This is a genomic window from Burkholderia sp. HI2500, assembly GCF_002223055.1.
Lineage (GTDB): Bacteria > Pseudomonadota > Gammaproteobacteria > Burkholderiales > Burkholderiaceae > Burkholderia.
This window is the reverse complement of the sequence record NZ_NKFL01000007.1, coordinates 781,442-801,299: the sequence shown is the minus strand read 5'-3', so window position 1 is coordinate 801,299 and position 19,858 is coordinate 781,442. Positions and strand designations below refer to the sequence as shown.

Below are 19,858 nucleotides of genomic sequence, written 5' to 3'. Positions count from 1 at the left end.
GCTTCTCTCTCAGGTGGGTCTAGGCAGGCCGCACGTACACGTGCGCGGCTTCGTGGGACAGGAAATGCGCCATCGAGTACGTGCGGTGATACGCGCCGCAGCGCGCGAACACGGCGATGTCGCCGACCTGCGGCGGCGCACCCGTGTCGTCGCGGCCGATCACGTCCGCGCGGCTGCAGGTGCTGCCGACATAGATCGTCGGTACGCCACGCTCCGACGGTGCGGGCTTGTGGCGCACGAGCGACGGCGCGGCCAGCCGGCGCATCACCGATTCGGTCTGCGCAAGCAGGAACGCATGCGACAGCCCGCCGTCGCAGACGGCGATCGTGCGGTCCTGCCACGTCTTGACCGCAACCACGCGCGTCGCGAACACGCCCGCATCCGCGAAGATCGCGCGGCCCGATTCATGCGCGAGCGCGTACTGGCCGGCCAGCGGCGCGAGCGCAGTCGCATAGCGTTCGAACGCGGCGTCGCCGGGGTGATCGTCGGCAAAACCGCCGCCGAGACTCAGCGACGTGAGCGGCGCGCCGTTGGCGGGGGCGAGATCGCGGGCGAGCGCCGCGAGCCGCTCGGGCAGCACGAGTGTGTCGGGCTGCGTCGCGTCCTGGCGGATGAACGAATGCGGGCCGGAGAACACGTGCAGCCCGGCCACCGGCAAACCGGCAGCGGCGAGCGTACGCACCGCGTCGTGCGCCTCGTTCGGCGTCATCCCGAAGTGGTCGTGCCACAGCGCGCGCGCCTCGTCGCCGGCCAGCGCGCCGGCGTTCACGCGCAGCAGCACGGCGCCCGGCGTGCTGCCGCCGGCCGCCGCCTCGCGCGCCAGCGGCACGAAGCGCGCGACCGCGTCCGGGTTGTCGAGCACGAAATGGCAGCGCGACGCGAGCCCGGCGCGCATGAACATCTCGTCCATCGACGGGTTGTTCAGGTAGCGCGGCGTCTTGATCCGGCCGATCACCGCATCGAGTTCGCCGCGGCTCGCGAGTTCGACGCCATCCTCGTACGCATGCGCGCAGCGCGCGAGCATGTCCTGGTTCGGGTTCGCCTTCAGCGACACGATCAGCCGCGTGCCGAGCCGCGCCTTCAGCGACCGGTAGCGCGCGATCGCGACCTCCGGCTCGTACACGTAGCACGGCGTGCGCAGGTCGGCGATCCACGCGTGGTCGCCGGCGGGCGGAAGCGGGCGCTCAGGCGTCATGGCGGCCCACCGGATGGAGCGTGGCGGCCGCGTACGCGCCGCAGTTCGACTGCATCACGCCGAGCACGCGCTGGCCGCGCGCGACCGCGTCGAGCCCGACGTCGGCCAGGTTGATCGGGAAGTCCGAACAGCACGCATGGCCGCGCGCATGGATGTTTTCCGCATAGAGCCGCTCGGCCGGCACGCGCATCGCGCGGCACAGCGCGTTCCAGCCGGGCAGGTCGGCGTTGTGCGGCAGCACGAGCTCGTACGCGTCGAGCGCGTACGGCTCGAGCGCGACCGCCGCGTCGATCGCCTTGCGGGTGTACGGCCACTCCATCATGATCAGGTCGGCCTCGTTCGCGGCGACGGTGTCCGAGCCGCGATGCCACTTCGCATGCGTCTCGATCGCGATGCCGCCGAGCCGGTTTTTCGTGCTGTTGCGCGCGATCAGCATCGCGGCCGCGCCGTCGCACTGCACGCCCGTCATCTGCCGCATCCGGTAATCCTCGCCGTACACGCGATCGGACGACACGACGAGCGCCGCGTCGAGCTGCGGATAGCGGCGCATCAGCGCGCGCACCGTCTCGATGCCGGCCGCGACCGACACGCAGTTCAGCTGTGCGACCGAGCCGAGCCACAGCGGCTCGATGCCGAGCTGCGCGGCCAGCTCGTGCGGCAGGCTGCGCGGCGCGGGCGGCACGCTGAACTGCTGCGTGTGCACGTGCACGATCGCGCCGATGTCGGACGGATGCACGCTCGCGGTGTCGAGCAGGCGGCCGGCCGCCGCGATCGCGAGATCGGTCTCGCTCGTGTCGAGCGCCATGTGGAAATAGCGGCTGCCCGAGTGCGCGATCGCCGCGGCCCGTTGCGCCGGGTAGTCGCGCTCGGCGGCCCAGGCCTCGATATCGACGGGCAGGCCCGGCAGCTCGTAGGCCACCGCGTCGATGCCGATCCAGAAATCGCGTGACGCTTGGGAGGAGGTCGTCGTCATGGTTCAGTTGAGCGGCATCGCCGCGTAGTCGAGGACGTCGAGTTTTTCGAAGGTCGCCTGCACGGTCGGCGTGAGCAGGCCCATCTCGCGGATCGTCGGCACCAGGCGCCGAAAGATCGAGCGGCGGATCGAGCTGGAGACCGGCGATTCGCGCACCATCGCGCTGCATTCGCGCTTCGACAGCCCCATCGGTTCCCAGATGTCGTCCGCGCACAGGTGCTCGTACAGCACGGCCGCGCCCTCGCAGACGAACTCCTCGCGCTCGCGCAGCTCGACCGCGCTCATCTCCGCATACACGCGGCACAGCGTGATCCGGCCGACCGCGAAGTGGCGCGACTCGTCGCGCTGGATCCGCACGAACAGGTCCTTGATGAACGGATCGGTGCTGTACGCGACCACGCTCTGGAAGATCGACAGCGCGATGCCCTCGACGAGCACCTGCATCCCGAGGTTCGTCATGTCGAGCGCGCTGCTCGTGATCGTGTCGTGCAGCAGCCCCTTCAGCGAGCGGCTCATCGGGTAGCTGACGTCGAGCTTCTCGTTCACGAGCTTCGCGTACGCCTCGACATGGCGCGCTTCGTCCATCATCTGCGCGGCCGCGCACAGCCGCGCGCTCAGGCCGTTCTCGGCCGACGCGAGCTTCGACGCGCAGATCAGCGCGGCCTGCTCGCCATGCAGGATCTGCGACAGCAGCCAGCCCTGCGCGTGATGGCGCACCTCGCGCTTGTCGGTGTCCGAGAGCTTGCCCCACAGCTCGGTGCCGTAGATCAGCAGCGTCGGGTCGGGCATGCCGAGCGGGTTCGCCGGATCGAGATCGTGGCTCCAGTCGACATCGGTCGCGACGTCCCACTGCGCGGCCTTCGCCTTTTCGTACAACCGGTTCAGCGCCTCTTCGCGCAGTGCGTAGTCGTTCGACATCAGGGCGTCGACGGGCATCGACCAGCGGATGTCGGCCGTGTCCTGCATTACGGTGAGCGTGTCAGTCATTTCAAGGTCTCCCTGGTCGCGCGGCGGCGCCGGAATGATGGGCGGAATCGGTAAGCGTCGTGGCGGCGGCACGCGGGGCGGCCGGGTGCGGGTCGAGGCGGATCGCATACGCCGGCCATGCGCCGCGCAATTGCGCGTCGAAGGCGTCGGCGAGCCGCGCCGGCCAGATCGCGCAGCACACGCGGTTGTCGCCGGCGAACTCCGCGTCGCGCAGGATCCGGTCGCCGATCCACACGACGGGTGCGCCGCGCGCGGCATCGCGCAATGCTTCGTCGTACAGGTGCACGCCGAGCAGCACGTGCGGCGCGAGCAGTTCGGCCGGCAACGTGCCGAAGTACGGCGCGCAGACTTCGATGAATACGCGCGCGTCCGGATGCACGTCATTGCGGATCCGCGCCGTGATTTCGGCTAGGAATGCAAAGTACTGGACATGATCGAGCAACACGCGGCGATCGCCGCCGAGCGCATCGCCGGCGTCATACAGGTCGCCGGCTGTTTCCGCGAGTGAGGCACGCGCATAGTCGGCCGGCGTGTCGAGCGGCATCCGGTACGCGCTCGCGGCGACCGCGACCGGCTGCCGCGCGTCGCGCTCGATCCGGTAGGTGAAGTGAACGGGTCGCACCATGTCACGCCTCGTCGTCGAGCGAGAACGTCGCGTCCGGCGCGAACGCGACGTCGGCGACTGCGTAATAGCCGTTCAGCGCGAGCGAGCAGACGGCCGCGCGGCGTGGCGTGTCGCCGTCGCGATGCGCGAGCAGCACCGACAGCCACGGATCGCTGCCGAACGCATGACCGAACTGCCCGTGGCCGTCCGGCAGCAGCGGCGTCTTGCCGACCGACGCGAGCAGCGCACGGCGCGACGTCGCCGGAAAGAACGGCAGCGCCGCGTGCAAGCCGGGGCGGGCCGCGCAGAAGGTGCGGATGTCGCGGCCCAGCCGCACGACCGCACTGGCCGGCGGCGCGGCCTCGGCCAGCACCGACGTCATGGACGGTGACGCTTCGCGGCCGACGTCGACGAGCAGCGTGCACACGCCGAAGCCCGAGCGGCCCCAGGCGGGGTTGCCGTGCCAGTACGTATAGCCGTGCACGTCGATGTCGACGATCTGCAGCAGCAGCGTGCGCGGCCCGGTCTCGGCCGCGGTGGCGAGCGAGCGGCGCAATACGTAGCCCCAGCCCGCGCATTCGTACGAGCAGGTCATCCAGTCCGGCGTGTAGTCGTTCGCGCCGGCGAGTGCCTGCGCGAACACGCGATGCTGCGGCGAATCGTTCATCAGCAGCATCGACAGGATCGTCGAGCTGACCACGTAGTCGTCCGCGCCGACCGCGCCGCACAGCCGCTCGCGTTCGGCGCACGCGAGCGTGCCGATCGCGCGGGCCGTGTCGTCGAGCGGCACGGCCGCGCCGTCGCGCGACGGCGCGACGCGCCGGTACGCGAGCGCCTGCACGGTCAGCGCAGTGGCCGGGGCCGGCTGGGCGGCGGGGGCCGCCACGGTCGCAAGGGGCGCGAGCATCGTCGTGTCAGGCGGCGTGCTGCTGGCGGCGCAGTTGCGCGTCGAGCTGCTGCAGCGTCGTGTACTGCGTGATGTTCAGCGCTTCCGGGTCGATCGAACCGTAGAGCTGTTCGCAGAACACGATCAGCTCGACGATGTTCAGCGAATCGATGCCGAGTTCGCCGATGCCGGCGTCGGTGTCGACGGTCTCGACGTTGAGGATCTTCGCGACTTCGCGGGACAGGATGTCGAGCGCGTCGGCCGGAACGTTCTGGGTCGTCATGAGAGGAGCTCCTGATAATGAAGTGGGTTGATCGGGATCGATCGGCCTGTCGCGTGGGTCAACTGCCGGCTTCGCAGCGCAGGCTCTTGCGAAGCTCGTGATAACAGCGGTACGAACTGCCTTCCATCTTCGAAAACGCCAGCAGGTCGCGCTGGTCGTCGAAGGTCGCCACCCTGCCGTCGCGCACGAGCGCCGTCAGGAACTCGTTCGACAGCAGCTTGATCGCGAGCACGCGCTGCACCTTGCCGAAGCTGTAGTGCGCGTCGTCGGTCTGGCTGCGCGCGGCGTGGGCGATGAACTGGTGGACGGCGCGGGCGTCGGCGTCGAGTTCGATGCGGCCCGTTTGCGCGAGCCAGCCGACGTGCGCCATCAGCGCGCGGACGAAGTAGGGGCGCACGACGGTCAGGTACTTGTTGAACACGGTCGGGCCGCCGATGCGCAGGCGATCCTCGGCATGGGCGCGCACCTGGCCGCCGACGTTCGCGAGCTGCAGGTTGCCGGCGAGGAACGGCGCGCCGCAGGTCGTGCGCTTCAGCTTCCGGTACTCGTCGGGCCACACGAGGTAGGCGGCCGGGAACATCACGCCCGGCAACCGCGCGGCGACCACCGCCATGCAGTCGCGGTGGGCTTCGATGCCCCACACCTTGTCGACGGTGAGCGCGAGGCCGTTGTCGTCGCTGCGCACGACGGTGCGCCATGCAGCGAGCGTCGGGCCGCCGCCGTCGCTCATCAGGAACGCGAAGTTGTGGCCGCTGTCGATGCAGTCGCAGGCGCGACGGTTCTGGTCGTCGGAGAAGAACAGCCCGAACATGATGCGGATGAACGCGCGCATGAACGGCTTGAACAGGTGATGAAACCCTTCGCGGCTGATTTGTTCGAGCAACGCTTCGGTGAGCGGCGCTTCTTCGTGCCGCAGCGGCGTCGACGCGGACGAATCGGGCAGCACGTCCGGCGTGGCGGCATGCAGCGCGATCACCATCTCGCTGTCGAGCAGACGCACGGCAGCGGCTTCGACGAGCCGGCTCGCCGCGCGCGGCGGCGTGCCGAGCGACGCGATCGTGTCGAAGTGGCGCAGCACCGGATACGCGGCCCGGTCGGCCACGCGCAGCAGCAGCGGCGCGGGCGTGAACGGGGCGGCGGACGAAGCGGGAGCGGAAAGCGTGGACATGGGGCAGGGTTCCTGTCAGAAGCGCACGCGCACGGCGGCGTCGATACGGGTGCCGAGACCGACCATCCGGTACTCGGAATTGCTGTCGGAGAACGCGCGGGTGACCGCGACGTCGACGCTCACGCGCTTGTTCACGTCGGCGACGACCTGCGCGATCGCGAGCAGGCCCTTGTCCTGCGGCGAATAGACGCCGCGCAGCGAATACTCGACGCGGCCGATCTTCTTGCCGAGCCGCGCGAACAGGTAGTCGCGCAGGTTGCCGTCGACGCTCACGAAATCGGCCGTGCCGCCGAGGCCGCCCAGCGCCGCGCCGGGCGCGACGGGCAGGAGCGCGTTGTTCACGCGGACCGCGCCGACCATCTGGCGCCACTGGTTCGCGTCGTAGCGCGCCTCGTCGTGCGACCACTCGACGATCAGCGAGAAGTTGCCGGGCAGTGCGCTCTGCATGCCGACCGCGCTGCGCCACATGACTTGGCGATCGTTGCGGCGATCGACCGCGTCGTACGCGGCCGGGGAATCGAGCGGCGTGCCGTTCGCGATGAACGCAGGCAATGGCCGTGTCGTGCCGCGCTCGAGCCACGCGCTTGCATAGACGGTGTTCGAGCGCGCGACGTCGAACGACAGCGTCGCACCGGCGCCGCCATGGCCCGCATGCCGGCCGGCGAGCAACGCGGCCGAGCCGCCCGACCAGTTGTACGCACCGCGCACGAGCTGCGTCGCGCCCTGCACGTCGCGGTTGTCGACGTCGCTGCGCAGCGTGCGGTTTTCCCCGGCGATGAACTGCAGCGTGGTCTGTTCGCCGGCCCATTTCGCTTCGACGAGCGGCGTGCCTTCGACGTCGCCGTAGCGGTCGTAGATGTCGGCCGTCGCGGCCCGCTTCTGGAAGAAGCCGAGCGGGAAGAACGCCTGCGACGTATCGAGCGGATCGATCCGCTTGCCGGCGGTGAGCGTGATGCCGTTGTCGAATGCGTAGCGCACGCCGGCCTCGTTGAAGCGGGTGGCCTGCGCGCCGAGCGAGTGGTTGCTGGCCACGGCACGGGCGTTCATGAACAGGTTCTCGCCGTCGATGCGCGCGAGCAGGCCCGCTTCCTGCAGGTTGCGCGGCTGGTCGCCGATCAGGTTGCCTAACAGCGCGTGCCCGTCCATGCTGTCGACGGTGCGTGCGTATGCGATGCCGTTCAGCGTGCTCAACTGTTCCATCAGCGATTCTCCGTGCGCGAGCGTGCAGCCGAGCGCAAGCGGGACGGCGAGCGCGGCGGCGGGCCAGAGTCGGCCGGATGATGGAAGGCGGCGGTCACGATGGGCGTCGACATGGGCGTTGTTGTCACTGGCCATCGGCAAGCGTGTCGGGATTGAACCAGCCCGACGGAATCTTGCGCGGCTGGCCGTCGAGGATGTCGACGACGCTCGCGCGCTGCTTTTCGATCTCGTTGCGATACGTGATCTTGCGGATCACCTTGCGCCCGTTCGCATCGACCGGCGCGGAGAAATCGGCGCTGCGGAACAGCAGGCCGCTCGCGAGGAAGAACTGCGCGCGCACCGGTACGTCGGTATCGGGCGTGACCCACAGCTTGATCGTCGGGTAGACGTTGTCGGGATCGGTCGCGGTCAGATCGAGCTCGGTGGCCGGCTTGCCGGCGATCGTCGTCGCGCCCGGCGCGGCCGATGCGTGATAGCTGTCCGCCCAGTGCGTGCGCGTGATGTCGCTGATCACGACCTCGCCCTGTAGCCGCTGCATCCCGTTGATGCGGACCGCGCTGCGCGTGTTCGGCACGTAGAACCAGTGGCCGCGCGTCGTTGCGAGGTATTTCTGGCCGTCGTTCTCGCCGCTGCGCGTCAGCGCGAGCGTGTCGCCGTTGCCGCGCGTATAGACGAGATAGCGTGTCGCGTCGCCGGACTGCCCGCCGACTTCGTTCGTGATCTGGATGTTCGTCTGCGTATCGGCGGCCGTGCTGCGGTATGCGTCGGCACGGGCAAGCATGGTCTGGGCCGTCGGGGCGTCGGCGGCATGCACGAGCGGCGTGCACGCGACGAGCGCGGCAGCCAGGTGGCGAATGCGAATCATGGGGCGAGTCCTTCGAGGATGTTGCGTTTGGCGAGGCCGAGCGTCGCGAGCAGCGCGGCGGCCACCCCGAGCACGACGAACGCGCCTTCGACGGCGGCCACGGCGGCCGGCGAGACCGTGAATTCGAGCAGGATCGACTTCACGCGCCCCGGCGGCGGCGGCAGGTGGATCTGTGCGTGATTGAGCGCGACCATCGTCAGCAGCGCCACCGCGATGCCGGCGGCGGCGCCCAGCAGGCCGAGGAAGGCGGTCTCCTGGATCAGCACGCCGCGCACCGTCGCGGCCGGCACGCCGAGCGCGCGCAGGGTCGAGATCTCGCGGCGGCGTTCGACGATGCTCATCAGGATCCAGTTGCTCATCGACAGCAGGATGGTCAGGCAGAGAATCGCGCCGAACACCGAGAACTGGTTCTTGTACAGCGCGACGACCTGGTGATAGAGCGACACGAGCTGGTCCCAGGTCTTCACGTCGAGCGTCGGCAGCGCGGCGCGCAGCGACGCGGCGGCGGCCGGCGTGTGCGCGGTGTCCGACAGGAACACCGCGATGCGCGACGCCCGGTCGGTGCGCAGCAGCGCCTGTGCGGCCGTGAACGTCACGTTGACGATCCGCTCGTCGACGTCCTTGTTGCCGGTGCTCATCACGCCGACGATCTGCGCGTCGGTCGCGTTGATGCCGCCGTGCGCGGTCGACGCCATCAACTGCACGACCGAGCCGACGTGCACGCCGAGCTTGCGCGCGAGTTCGGCGCCGACGACGACTTCGGTGCCGGGATTCGTCGGCGACAGGTAACGGCCCGACAGCACCGTGTGATAGTCGAAGAAGCCGGGCGGCTCGCGGTTCGGCTCGATGCCTTCGCCGACGAAGCCGTAACTGAGATCGCCGTTCGAGATCAACCCGTCGAAGTCGATGCCGCGCGCGGTGGTCGCGACGCCGGGCAGCGCCGCGATCGCGTGCGTGGCGGTGGCCTGCTCGTCGGCGGTGAGCCCGTACTGCAGCGGACGTTCGCCGATCAGGTCGAGATAGCCGTGGTGCAGCACCTGCACGTGGCCGACGCCGCTGTCGATCGATCCTTCGCGCACCGCATCGAAGGTCGCGATCACGTAGCCGAGCGCGAGGCTCGACGCGAACGCGGCGACGCCGATCATCGCCATCGTCAGCACGGTGCGGCGCTTGTTGCGCCAGAGGTTACGCCACGCAAACGTCGACCAGTTCACGATTCACTCCCGGTACGCCGTCGCGCATCTCGATGCGGCGCGGCAGGTGCGCGCACAGACGATCGTCGTGCGACGCAATCAGAAAGGCGGTGCCCAGCGTGCGGTTGGTGTCGAGGATCAGCTCGGCCACTGCCCGTGCGTTGGTGCTGTCGAGGCTGGCGGTCGGCTCGTCCGCGATCACGATCGCCGGTTCCTTGGCGAGTGCGCGCGCCAGTGCAACGCGTTGCTGCTCGCCGCCGGACAGCTCGCCGGGGCGATGACGTTCGCGCGCGGCGAGCCCCACCGCGTCGAGCATCGCGCGGGCGCGCTCGCGGCGCGTGCGCGGCGTGCCCCATGCGAAGCAGCCGAGCTCGACGTTTTCGAGCGCCGACATCACCGGAATCAGGTTGAACTGCTGGAACACGAAGCCGATGCGCTCGCGGCGAATCCGTTCGAGTGTGTCCGGCGCATCGTCGATCCGGCGGCCTTCGAGCCAGCGTTCGCCGCTGCTCGGCACGTCGAGAAAGCCGGCCAGGTTGAGCAACGTGCTCTTGCCGCTGCCCGACGGGCCGACGAGCGCGACGACGTCGCGTCGGCCGATCGAGATCGTCGCGCCGCGCACCGCGACGACGCGGCCCGCGCCCTCGTACACGCGCGAGACGTCGCGCAGTTCGAGCACCGGCGTGAGCGTGGCGGTCGTCATGCGTACGCTCCCTGGCCGGCTTCGGCGGCGGCCGTCGCGTGGATCACGGACAGCGCGCCGCTCGCATAGAGGTCGCGGCACTTCAGGCGCTGCAGCTTGCCGCTCGTCGTGCGCGGCAGCGAGCCGGGTTCGACGAAGCACAGATCCTGCGCGGCGAAGCCGATGCGCGACGCGAGCAGCTGCTGGCACTCGGCACGCGTCTGCGGCGTCGCGTCGACGGGCCGCGCCTCGATCGCGACGACCAGCCGCTCGGTGCCCGTCTCGGGGTCGGGCAGCCCGAACGCGATGCAGGTGCTCTTGCGCAGCGTGCGATGCGACGCCAACGCTTCCTCGATTTCGTGCGGGAAGTAGTTGCTGCCGCGAATGATGATGACTTCCTTCTTGCGCCCGAGGATGTGCAGCTGGCCGTCGGCGATATAGCCGATGTCGCCGGTGCGGAACCAGCCGTCGGCCGTCAGCGGCGCGGCGATCGAGCCGTCGTCGGGGTTCAGGTAGCCGAGCATCACCGACGTGCCGCGGATCGCGACTTCGCCGACCGCGCGATTCGCCAGCGCGTGGTCGCCGTCGTCGAGGATCCGGAACGCCATGCCCTCGATCGGCGTGCCCATCGCGAGCACGGTTTCGGTGTCGGTGTCGGCGCCGTCGTTCGCGGCGGCCGGTTGCGCGTCGCGGCGCTCGATCAGCGCGCGACGGTCGAGCGTGTCGGCGATCACGTACGGTGCGCCGTCAACGGCGCCGTCGTGCCACGCACGATGCATCGATACCGCGAGCGTCGATTCGGCCATCCCGTAGCACGGCTGCAGCGCCGATGCGGCGAGACCGTACGGCGCGAACGTCGCGGCGAAGTCGCGCAGCGTCGCGTCGTCCACGCGTTCGCCGCCGATGAAGATGTTGCGGCACGCGGAAAGATCCACGCCTTCCATCGCGGCGGCATTGAAACGGCGCACGCAGTAGCGCAGCGCGAAGGTCGGCACCGACGTCGTCGTCGCGCGCGCTGACGCGATGCGCTTCAACCAGCCGAGCGGATTCCGGATGAAGCTGTTCGGCTGCATCATCAGCAGCGGCGCACGGTAATGCAGGTTCGACAGCAGCGTGAGCAGCCCCATGTCGTGATAGAGCGGCAGCCACGACGCGGTGCCGTCGCCGGCCGCAATGTCGAAACGCACCGACCCGCCGATGCCGAGCACGTTCGCGATCACGTTCTCGTGGCTGAGGACCGCGGCCTTCGGGTGCGATGTCGAGCCGGACGTGAGCTGGACATGATGCGGATCGCGGCCATGCTTCGCGCTGATCAGCGCGCGCGCGCCGGCATCCGCGACGAGCGACAGCGTGTCGAGATCGACGACGCGCGTGGACGAAGCGGGAAACGCATCGTCGCGCCATGCGGCCGACTGCGCATCCGCGGCGATGACGAGGCGCGGCCGGTACAGCTCGCAGGCGACATCGATCACCTGCCGCCCGGTCGTGGCGCGGCGCGTCGGAACGGGCACGGTGCAGGGCAGTGCGCCCGTCATCACGCAGGCCATCATCGCGACCGCGTGCTCGACCGACGCGGGCAACGCCAGCATCACCATGTCGTTCTCGCGCACGTCGAGTTCGCGCAGCGCGCCGGCCTGGCGAAACACTTCTTCAGCGAAGCGCCGGTACGTGATGCTCGCCTCGTTGCCGGCGTCGTCGACGAACGTCATGCGATGCATGGCGCCCGCGACGTCCTCGAGCGATTCGATGAGGCGATGAATGGTGGATGCGCACTTCGTCACGAGGATTCTCCCCTTGAGGAACACGGCCGCTCGCGCCACGGTGCCGGCGGCGCCGTTCGTCGAGTGAGGGGGATTCTTGCCGGATCGACATGACGCGACAAACGGAATATTTGCAGGCTATGCATGAGCAGCACGCATCCACTCGGCACTGCCATGTGTGTATACGCGCGAGCCCGTGCGAGGTGAATGGTCGGTACGCATTCGACCGGTCGTCTAGTTCACGATGTGGTGCGCTCATGCGCGGGCGTCATGCAATGCGTTCGGAAAATTCGTTTGTCCGAAGCATCGACTCACAGAAGAATTGCAACCCGGCAGCGCGCCAGTGTCGCCGCGTCATCGTGCCGGGCAGGGTCCGGCCAAGGAGAGCATTTTGTCCGTCACCTCATCGCTTCTCGCCCGTCAGAAACCGGTTGCAGACATGAAGAGCCGCCCGAGCGGCGTCGTCTTCTCGCTGAAGCTCGCGGTCTACGTCGCACTCATCGCGCATGGCATGCTGTTCGCGCTGTCGACGGTCGTGGTCCTGAAGATCGTCGGCATCCTGCTGATCGGCGCGATGTACGCGCACGGGGTCGAGCTGCAGCATCAGGCGCTGCATTACCAGGGATTCAGGAGCAAGCGGCTCAACATGGTGTTCGGCGTGCTGCTCGGCATGCCGATGCTCGTGTCGTTTCATGCGTACCAGGACAGCCACCTGCGCCATCACCGGCTGCTCGGCACGCCCGAGAACAAGGAGTTCTTCGACTACGGCGACCAGTACGGCGCGCGCCCCGTCGTGAATCTCGGCCTGTGGGCGTGGCGGCTGTCGATGGCCGCGCACTATATCCAGTTCGCGAAGAACGTCGCGAAGCTCGTCGTGCCGGGCGCACGCTTCGGCGACAACCCGCTCGTGTCGCGCGCGATCCGCCGCGATCACCTGCTGATGGTCGCGACGATCGCGCTGCTGGCCGGTGTGTCGATCGCGCTGCACACGTGGTTCGTCGTGTGGGTGTGGGTCGTGCCGCTCGTGTTCGTGGCCGCGCCCGTGCATGCGCTGGTTGAGATGCCCGAGCATTACCGCTGCGACCTGACGAGCACCGATCCGTTCCGCAACACGCGGACGATCGAGAGCAATGCATTCATGACGTGGTTCACGAACGGCAACAACTATCACGTCGAGCATCACATGATGCCGAACCTGCCGATCGAGCGGCTGCACGATCTGCATGGCGCGATCGGGCCGCGCATCCGCTATTACCACCGCACCTACCGGCAGTTCTATTACGCGCTGCTGCGCGGCAGGCTCTCGCCGCGCACGGTGGACGACGATGCGGACGACCGCGCAACCGATGCCGAAGCGGCGGCGCCGGCGTCCACGCAATCGGCATGACCGGGCCGGTGCCGGGCCCGAATGCCTTTCAACGACGGTGACGACGATGCTCTATCCGGAACTTTTCAGGTCGCTTGAAGCGGTGCGCTGGGACATGGAGACGGACATTCCGTGGGACCGCTTCGACGCGTCGCTGCTCACCGACGAGCAGGCCGAGACGATCAGGATGAACGCGATCACCGAATGGTCGGCGCTGCCCGCGACGGAAATGTTCCTGCGCGACAACCGGCACGACAGCGACTTTTCCGCTTTCATGAGCGTGTGGTTCTTCGAGGAACAGAAGCATTCGCTCGTGCTGATGGAATACCTGCGCCGCTTCAAGCCGGCGATGGTGCCGACCGAAGCGGAACTGCACGCGGTGCGCTTCGAATTCGACCCGGCGCCGCCGCTCGAGACGCTGATGCTGCACTTCTGCGGCGAGATCCGCCTGAACCACTGGTACCGTTGCGCGGCCGACTGGCACACCGAGCCGGTCATCAAGCAGATCTACGAAACGATCTCGCGCGATGAAGCACGCCACGGCGGCGCGTACCTGCGCTACATGAAGAAGGCGCTGAACGACTGCGGCGACGTCGCGCGTGCCGCATTCGCGAAGATCGGCGTGCTGATGGCGTCGGCGCGCCGCACCGAGAAGCCGTTGCACCCGACCAACCTGCACGTGAACCAGGCGCTGTTCCCGCGCGACACCGTGCAGTCGCGCCTGCCCGATCCGGAATGGCTCGAGCGCTGGCTCGACGAGCAGATCCGCTTCGACGGCGAATGGGAACAGAAGGTGGTCGAGCGGATCCTGCACAACCTGTCGATCCTGTTCGAGCGCCCGTTCGCGACCGCGCAGGAGCTGAACCGCTATCGCCGCGGAGTGACCGCGCGAACGCTCCGTGTGACGGACGGCGTGGTGAACGCTGTATAGCGACGCGCATCCCGTCCGGTAAAGGGCGGAACCGATTCCGGACGACAGAGTGGTGTCATGCACGCGGGTTGCCGTTTCCGGGCGGCGGAATATTCATTGCCGGACATAATAGGTTCATCAATTTACGGCAATTGAATGGTGCAATTCAATTTCATGCGTTTAGTATGTTTTTATAAACACGAAATAACGGATTTAAATGGTATTCCGCGTGTAGGTTGAGGTGCGGTTTCTTTTCGTAATACGGTAAATGAATAAAATCGTTTGGTGATTGAAATTGAATTGTAGGTGTGCGGACGTGCTTCTGCTGCGGCGTCCGTATCGTCGTCATGGCATCGATTTTCGCCTGTAATGTGCTGTTTTTACGCGATTTCGTCGGTCATTCTTCGCGCCATTCTGGCCGCTTATTGATTTACAAAATCACTACTTGATAATGGTAATGTAAGAATATCTGGCCGATGAAAATCGATAGATAAATACGAGTGTCACGATTGAAAATAAGAATGATCCGCATCCATGCTTCAATATAAAATCGTTTCCGAATCCAAAAAGGAGAAACGAGTCAGGGAGACGAACGGCGACTTGCCTGTCGGTGGGTGCAACTTTGAGGCGGCGGTATGGCTAATGTGAGATTGGCAAAGCGATTGAGAAGTATGCCTTCGCTGGATTTCCTGAGAGGCTTCGAATGCGCGGCGCGTCATTTGAGCTTTACGCGTGCCGGGCAGGAACTGAACGTCACGCAATCCGCCGTGAGTCGGCAGGTCAAGGCGCTCGAGGAGCAGCTCCGGATCGAGCTCTTTCATCGGCACATACGTTCCCTGACGCTGACCGACAAAGGGCGGGAGCTGTACGACGCGATCTCGTTCGCGTTGTCCGACCTGGAATCGGTGATCGGCAGGCTGTCGTCGAGCGTGGGCCAGCGCGCGATCTCGTTGTCGACCACCGTTTCGTTCGCGGCGCTGTGGCTGATTCCGCGCCTCGGTTCATTCCGCGCCAGCTACCCCGACATCGACGTACGCGTATCCGCCACGAGCGAAATTGAAGATCTTAAACGCAAACGTTTGCACTTGGCCGTGCGATATGCCGGGCCGTATACGTCGACGGACGAGACGGACGTGCTGTTTCGCGAGCATGTCGTGGCGGTCTGCAGCCCGAGCCTGATGCCGGCGCCGGGCGACGTCGCGTCGATGAAGCCGGAGGATCTCGACAAGCACGTGCTGCTGCATCTCGACGATCCGCGCGGCGAATGGCCGTGGCACGGATGGAGCCATCTGCTGAAGGAGCTGGGCGTGCCGCGCCTGCGGCCCGCCGGCGCACTGCATTTCAGCCAGTACGATCAGCTGGTGCAGGCCGCGGTCGACGGGCACGGCATCGCGATCGGGCGGCGGCCGCTGGTCGACGGGCTGCTGAAGCAGGGCCGGCTCGTCGAGCTGTTCCCGCACTGCACGGTCGCATCGGGCAGCTACGTGCTGGTGCAGAACCCGGACGCATGCAACGAGTTCGATATCGCGGTGCTGACCAACTGGCTGCTCGAGCAGGCGAGTCATCCGCTCGCGTCGGACCAGGAAACGGCCGGCAGCAACGTGGTGCCGATGTATCGCGTCGGATAGGACGGTCGCGGCACGCCGTCACGCGTGCGTGTTGAAGGGGCATGCGGCAGGGTCGACGCGCACGCAGGTGCGAACCGTCATGCGCCGCGCCTGCAACCTGTGCGATGATGCGCCGCTTCGCCTTCGTTGCAGCACGCCGCCGACCGCGGCGCCCGGTTCCGGGCCGCTGCCGATCGCGCCGACACCGGAGACGACATGCCCGCAGTGAACATTCATGGCAGCACCCTGCATTACCAGGATCACGGCACCGGGTTCCCGGTGCTGCTCGGGCACAGCTATCTGTGGGATGCGGCGATGTGGGCGCCGCAGATCGACGCGCTGTCGCGCCAGTATCGTGTCATCGTGCCGGACCTGTGGGGGCACGGCGCATCGGGTGCGATGCCGGAAGGCACGCAGACGCTCGACGATCTCGCCGCGCAGGCGAGTGCGCTGCTCGACGCGCTGGCGATCGAACAGTGCGCGCTCGTCGGGCTCAGTGTCGGCGGCATGTGGGGCGCGCGGCTCGCGTTGCGCGAACCGCAGCGCGTGCGCTCGCTCGTGCTGATGGATGCGTCGCTCGAGGCCGAGCCCGAGGCGACGCGGCTGCGCTACTTCGGAATGCTTGACGCCATCGCCGCCGCGGGCCGTATCGCGCCGCCGCTGCTCGATGCGATCGTGCCGCTGTTCTTCCGGCCGGACGTCAATCTGGCGGGCCCGGTGCCGTCCGCGTTTCGCGACGCGCTGGCGAACCTGCCGGCCGACCGGTTGCGGCAATCGATCGTCCCGCTCGGCCGGCTGATCTTCGGCCGGCCCGACACGCTGTCGGCACTCGCCGAACTGGACGCCGAACGCACGCTGCTGATGTGCGGCGCGGGCGACATGGCGCGCCCGCCGTCGGAAACCGTGAAGATGGCGAGCGTGATCGGCTGCACCCATGCGCTGGTGCCGGACGCCGGCCACATCTCGAATCTGGAAAATCCCGCGTTCGTCACGCGCATGCTGCTCGACTGGTTCGACGCGCAGCGGCTGTCGGCAGGCTGACGCGGTGCGCGCGACGCGGCGCATGTCGCGTGGCATCACGTCACGTCATGAGCGCCCGCGCGACCCGCGCCCGCATCACGCACGTTCGCTGACCGGCGTGAGCTTCCTGTCCTGCCCGCGCGCTTCGTCGGCCTGGCCGCGAACGAGGCTCAGCGCCTCCGCGCGACTCGCGACGCACGGCGCGGAGCCGGGCAGCGGCTGGCGCGCCGTTTCGCGCAGCGCGAGCACCGACACGATGCCGATGAACGATGCGCCCATCAGGTAGTACGCGGGCATCATCAGGTCGCCGGTGCGATCGACGAGCCACGCGGTGACGAGCGGCGTCGTGCCGCCGAACAACGACACCGACACGTTGAAGCCGATCGCGAGCGCGCCGTAGCGGATGCGCGTGGGGAACAGCGCGGGCAGCGCCGACGGCATCACGCCGGTAAAGCACGACAGCAGCACGCCATAGATCAGCATCCCGCCGAACACGGGCAGCATGCCGCCGGTGCGGATCAGCATCAGCGCCGGCACGGCCAGCACGAGCAGGCCCACGCAGCCCGCCATCATCACCGGCTTGCGGCCGACCTTGTCCGACAGGTGCCCGGCGTAGAGCGTCATCGGCATCATCAGCACCATCACGAGCAGCACCAGGAACAGGCCGTGCGATTCGCGGAAGTGCAGCGTCGCCGACAGGTAGCTCGGCAGGTACGACAGCGCCATGTAGTCGGTGACGTTGAAGATCAGCACGAGGCCGACGCATTGCAGCAGCGGCTTCCACTGTTCGACGAGCAGCGTCGCGAAGCGTTGTTTCGGCCGCGTGCGTTCGTCCGCTTCGCGTGCTTCGGCCTCCTTCTTGAACGCGGGCGTCTCCTCGAGTTTCAGCCGGACGTAGAGCCCCACGAGACCGAGCGGGCCGGCGATGAAGAACGGCACGCGCCAGCCCCACGACAGCAGCGCTTCCTGCGACAGCGACGCGGTGAGCAGCGCGACCGTCGCCGCGCCGAGCGTATAGCCGATCAGCGTGCCGAACTCGAGGAAGCTGCCCATGAAGCCGCGGCGCCTGTCGGTCGAGAATTCGGCGATGAAGGTGGCGGCGCCGCCGTACTCGCCGCCGGTCGAGAAGCCCTGCACGAGGCGGGCGACGAGCAGCAGCACGGGCGCCATGATGCCGATCGACGCGTAGCTGGGGATCAGGCCGATCGCAAAGGTGCCGACGGCCATCATGATCATCGTGGCGGCGAGCACGCGCTGGCGGCCGATGCGGTCGCCGAGCGGGCCGAACACCATGCCGCCGAGCGGGCGCACGAGGAACGCGGCCGCGAACGTGCCGAAGGTCGCGAGCAGCTGCGCGGACGGGCTGCTGGACGGGAAGAACACCTTGCCGAGCGTGACGGCGATATAGCTGTAGACGCCGAAGTCGAACCATTCCATCGCGTTGCCGAACGCCATGGCGCCGACCGCGCGCTTGAGGACGGCGGGGTCGACGATCGTGATGTCATCCAGCTTGACGGACTGGCGCGAAGATCGGGTTTTCGCGGGGCGCGCTTGCGACGGGCTCAATGAACTCTCCTGGAATGCCTTGGCGGCGCGGCCGGCGGGAACGCAGCGGGGGCGTGCGGGCCGACGGACAGCGAAGGCGGATGTCTCGGGGATGCGTCGATGCCGGTGGCGTGACGCGCGTAGCGGACGACACCGGGCAGGTGTGTTGTGCGAACCAGTTTAGGGAAACGGGCGCGGGCGGCTATCGGTCATGCGCCCGGAACCCGGTGGTAAACGACATCGGGTTCGTGTGGGGCCGGCTGCGTCGAAGCGGGTGTGTCCGGGCGATGTGCGCAGTCATGTCCCCATGCGCCGGCGTGCGCTGCGGAGCAACGCCACGAACGCCGCTTCGTCCACGCGCAAGCCGCGCGGCGTACGCCGGACCGCGAGCGCGGCGAGCGTGCCTGCCTCGAACGCGTCGAGCACGGCCGGATGGATGTAGCAGCGCCGGCACACGGCCGGTGTGTTGCGCAGTAGCTCGGCCACCGCGCGCACGGTCTCGACGATCTGCTTGCGCGCGTGCGTGACGCCGCGATGCTCGGTGCGCCGCAACAACCCAAGCGCATGCACGCTGCCGGCCCAGGTCCGGTAGTCCTTCGCGGTGAAATCCGCGCCGCCGGCCTCGCGCAGGTAGTCGTTCACGTCGGACGACCCGACCGGATGGCGTACGCCGTCGTCGTCCACATACTGGAACAGCTCGTGCCCGGGCAGCTCGGCGCAGCGCCGTACGATCCGCGCGACCCGTGCGTCGTCAACCGTCACGTCGTGTTCGATCCCGCTCTTGCCGGCGAAGCGCAACTGCACCTGGCCGGGCTGAATTTTCACATGACGCTTGCGCAACGTCGTCAGCCCGTACGAGCCGTTTTCGCGCGCGTATTCCGTGTTGCCGATCCGCGCGAGCGTCGTGTCGAGCAAGCGGACGATCGTCGCCACGACCTTGTCGCGCGGCATGCCCGGCAACGCCAGATCGCGCGTGACGCGCGCGCGGATGCGCGGCAGCGCACGCGCGAACGCGGCCATCCGCGCGTACTTGTTCGCGTCTCGCGTCTCGCGCCACAGCGGGTGATAGCGATACTGCTTGCGCCCGCGTGCATCGCGGCCGGTTGCCTGAAGATGACCGCGCGGGTCCATGCAGATCCACACGTCGGTGTACGCGGGTGGAATCGCGAGCGCGTTGATACGGGCAATTTCGTCGGCATCGCGCACACGCACACCGTCCGGCCCGTAATACGCGAAGCCGTTGCGGAGCGGCCGGCGCGTATAGCCGGGGCGGCGGTCGTCGACATGGCGCAGCGGCCCGGCGGGCATGCGCGCCTTCGGCTGCGACGGGGCGCGCTGCTTCATGCTGCGGCGCGTCGATCGACGTCAGTGCCGATCCGCGTATCGTCGGGCTGCGTTCCGGGCGGACATCCTGCGCGCACGGTTTTCTCCTGTTTATGCGTACGTTCCGGCGCTGCGCAGCAAGAACCGTGCGCCACTCCCGGCATGCGCGAGAAGGCCCGGCGCAAGCGCGCGCCGGACGGGCATCCGGGTGTTTGTTTCCGCTGCATGGACGAAACAACGCAACGGCTTCGCCCGGGCAAGCTGACTGCGGGCCGATGTCGACATCGGCGG

General features: G+C 67.9%; 18 protein-coding genes. 4 read left to right on the top strand and 14 right to left on the bottom strand.

Annotated elements, in window-relative coordinates; translation table 11 throughout:
* Positions 1-19: 19 nt before the first annotated feature.
* From CFB45_RS35900 to CFB45_RS35845, 12 genes are read right to left on the bottom strand one after another with little or no spacing between them, the layout of a single operon-like run.
* Positions 20-1,195 carry a PLP-dependent decarboxylase gene (locus tag CFB45_RS35900; protein ID WP_089429824.1) on the bottom strand — a complete coding sequence of 392 codons (1,176 nt, stop codon included), beginning with the start codon at positions 1,193-1,195 and terminating at the stop codon, positions 20-22.
* Positions 1,185-2,168: a ketoacyl-ACP synthase III family protein gene (locus tag CFB45_RS35895; RefSeq protein WP_089429823.1), complete on the bottom strand. Its 984-nt coding sequence runs from the start codon at positions 2,166-2,168 to the stop codon at positions 1,185-1,187. The genes CFB45_RS35900 and CFB45_RS35895 overlap by 11 nt, the downstream gene beginning before the upstream one ends.
* A gap of 3 nt (positions 2,169-2,171) precedes the next feature.
* Positions 2,172-3,155: a ferritin-like domain-containing protein gene (locus CFB45_RS35890; protein ID WP_046547055.1), complete on the bottom strand. Its 984-nt coding sequence runs from the start codon at positions 3,153-3,155 to the stop codon at positions 2,172-2,174.
* Position 3,156: 1 nt separating this feature from the next.
* Positions 3,157-3,780, bottom strand: coding sequence for a hypothetical protein (locus CFB45_RS35885; RefSeq protein WP_089429822.1), 624 nt, complete (start codon positions 3,778-3,780; stop codon positions 3,157-3,159).
* Position 3,781: 1 nt separating this feature from the next.
* Positions 3,782-4,666: a hypothetical protein gene (locus CFB45_RS35880; RefSeq protein ID WP_089429821.1), complete on the bottom strand. Its 885-nt coding sequence runs from the start codon at positions 4,664-4,666 to the stop codon at positions 3,782-3,784.
* Between the two features lie 7 nt (positions 4,667-4,673).
* Complete coding sequence (locus CFB45_RS35875; RefSeq protein WP_011350104.1) at positions 4,674-4,928, bottom strand: acyl carrier protein; 255 nt, start codon at positions 4,926-4,928, stop codon at positions 4,674-4,676.
* Between the two features lie 58 nt (positions 4,929-4,986).
* The gene (locus tag CFB45_RS35870; RefSeq protein ID WP_089429820.1) at positions 4,987-6,096 is read right to left on the bottom strand and encodes a hypothetical protein; all 1,110 of its coding nucleotides are present in this window, start codon (positions 6,094-6,096) and stop codon (positions 4,987-4,989) included.
* Positions 6,097-6,111: 15 nt separating this feature from the next.
* On the bottom strand, positions 6,112-7,431 hold the full coding sequence (locus CFB45_RS35865) for a hypothetical protein (protein WP_089429819.1): 1,320 nt from the start codon (positions 7,429-7,431) through the stop codon (positions 6,112-6,114).
* Positions 7,421-8,161, bottom strand: coding sequence for an outer membrane lipoprotein-sorting protein (locus CFB45_RS35860; protein ID WP_089429818.1), 741 nt, complete (start codon positions 8,159-8,161; stop codon positions 7,421-7,423). The genes CFB45_RS35865 and CFB45_RS35860 overlap by 11 nt, the downstream gene beginning before the upstream one ends.
* Complete coding sequence (locus CFB45_RS35855; protein WP_089429817.1) at positions 8,158-9,375, bottom strand: ABC transporter permease; 1,218 nt, start codon at positions 9,373-9,375, stop codon at positions 8,158-8,160. Before CFB45_RS35855 ends, CFB45_RS35860 begins: the two co-directional genes overlap by 4 nt.
* A complete protein-coding gene (locus tag CFB45_RS35850; protein ID WP_089429816.1) occupies positions 9,347-10,057 on the bottom strand; it encodes an ABC transporter ATP-binding protein in 711 nt (236 codons plus the stop codon). Before CFB45_RS35850 ends, CFB45_RS35855 begins: the two co-directional genes overlap by 29 nt.
* Complete coding sequence (locus CFB45_RS35845) at positions 10,054-11,817, bottom strand: fatty acyl-AMP ligase (RefSeq protein ID WP_256978490.1); 1,764 nt, start codon at positions 11,815-11,817, stop codon at positions 10,054-10,056. The genes CFB45_RS35850 and CFB45_RS35845 overlap by 4 nt, the downstream gene beginning before the upstream one ends.
* A gap of 418 nt (positions 11,818-12,235) precedes the next feature.
* On the opposite strand from CFB45_RS35845, the gene CFB45_RS35835 reads away from it, so the two are divergent.
* From CFB45_RS35835 to CFB45_RS35820, 4 genes are all read left to right on the top strand, one after another.
* Positions 12,236-13,183, top strand: a complete 948-nt coding sequence (locus CFB45_RS35835; protein WP_089429814.1) for a fatty acid desaturase family protein — start codon at positions 12,236-12,238, stop codon at positions 13,181-13,183.
* 37 nt (positions 13,184-13,220) lie between these two features.
* Positions 13,221-14,093: a ferritin gene (locus CFB45_RS35830; protein ID WP_089429813.1), complete on the top strand. Its 873-nt coding sequence runs from the start codon at positions 13,221-13,223 to the stop codon at positions 14,091-14,093.
* Positions 14,094-14,707: 614 nt separating this feature from the next.
* Positions 14,708-15,700: a LysR substrate-binding domain-containing protein gene (locus CFB45_RS35825; protein ID WP_089429812.1), complete on the top strand. Its 993-nt coding sequence runs from the start codon at positions 14,708-14,710 to the stop codon at positions 15,698-15,700.
* A 195-nt stretch (positions 15,701-15,895) separates the two neighbouring features.
* The gene (locus tag CFB45_RS35820) at positions 15,896-16,720 is read left to right on the top strand and encodes an alpha/beta fold hydrolase (RefSeq protein WP_089430139.1); all 825 of its coding nucleotides are present in this window, start codon (positions 15,896-15,898) and stop codon (positions 16,718-16,720) included.
* A 75-nt stretch (positions 16,721-16,795) separates the two neighbouring features.
* On the opposite strand, the gene proP is transcribed toward CFB45_RS35820, so the two are convergent.
* Both proP and CFB45_RS35810 read right to left on the bottom strand, forming a co-directional pair.
* Positions 16,796-18,265: a glycine betaine/L-proline transporter ProP gene (gene proP, locus CFB45_RS35815; protein WP_089429811.1), complete on the bottom strand. Its 1,470-nt coding sequence runs from the start codon at positions 18,263-18,265 to the stop codon at positions 16,796-16,798.
* A 276-nt stretch (positions 18,266-18,541) separates the two neighbouring features.
* A complete protein-coding gene (locus CFB45_RS35810) occupies positions 18,542-19,588 on the bottom strand; it encodes a DNA topoisomerase IB (RefSeq protein ID WP_089429810.1) in 1,047 nt (348 codons plus the stop codon).
* Positions 19,589-19,858: the final 270 nt, after the last annotated feature.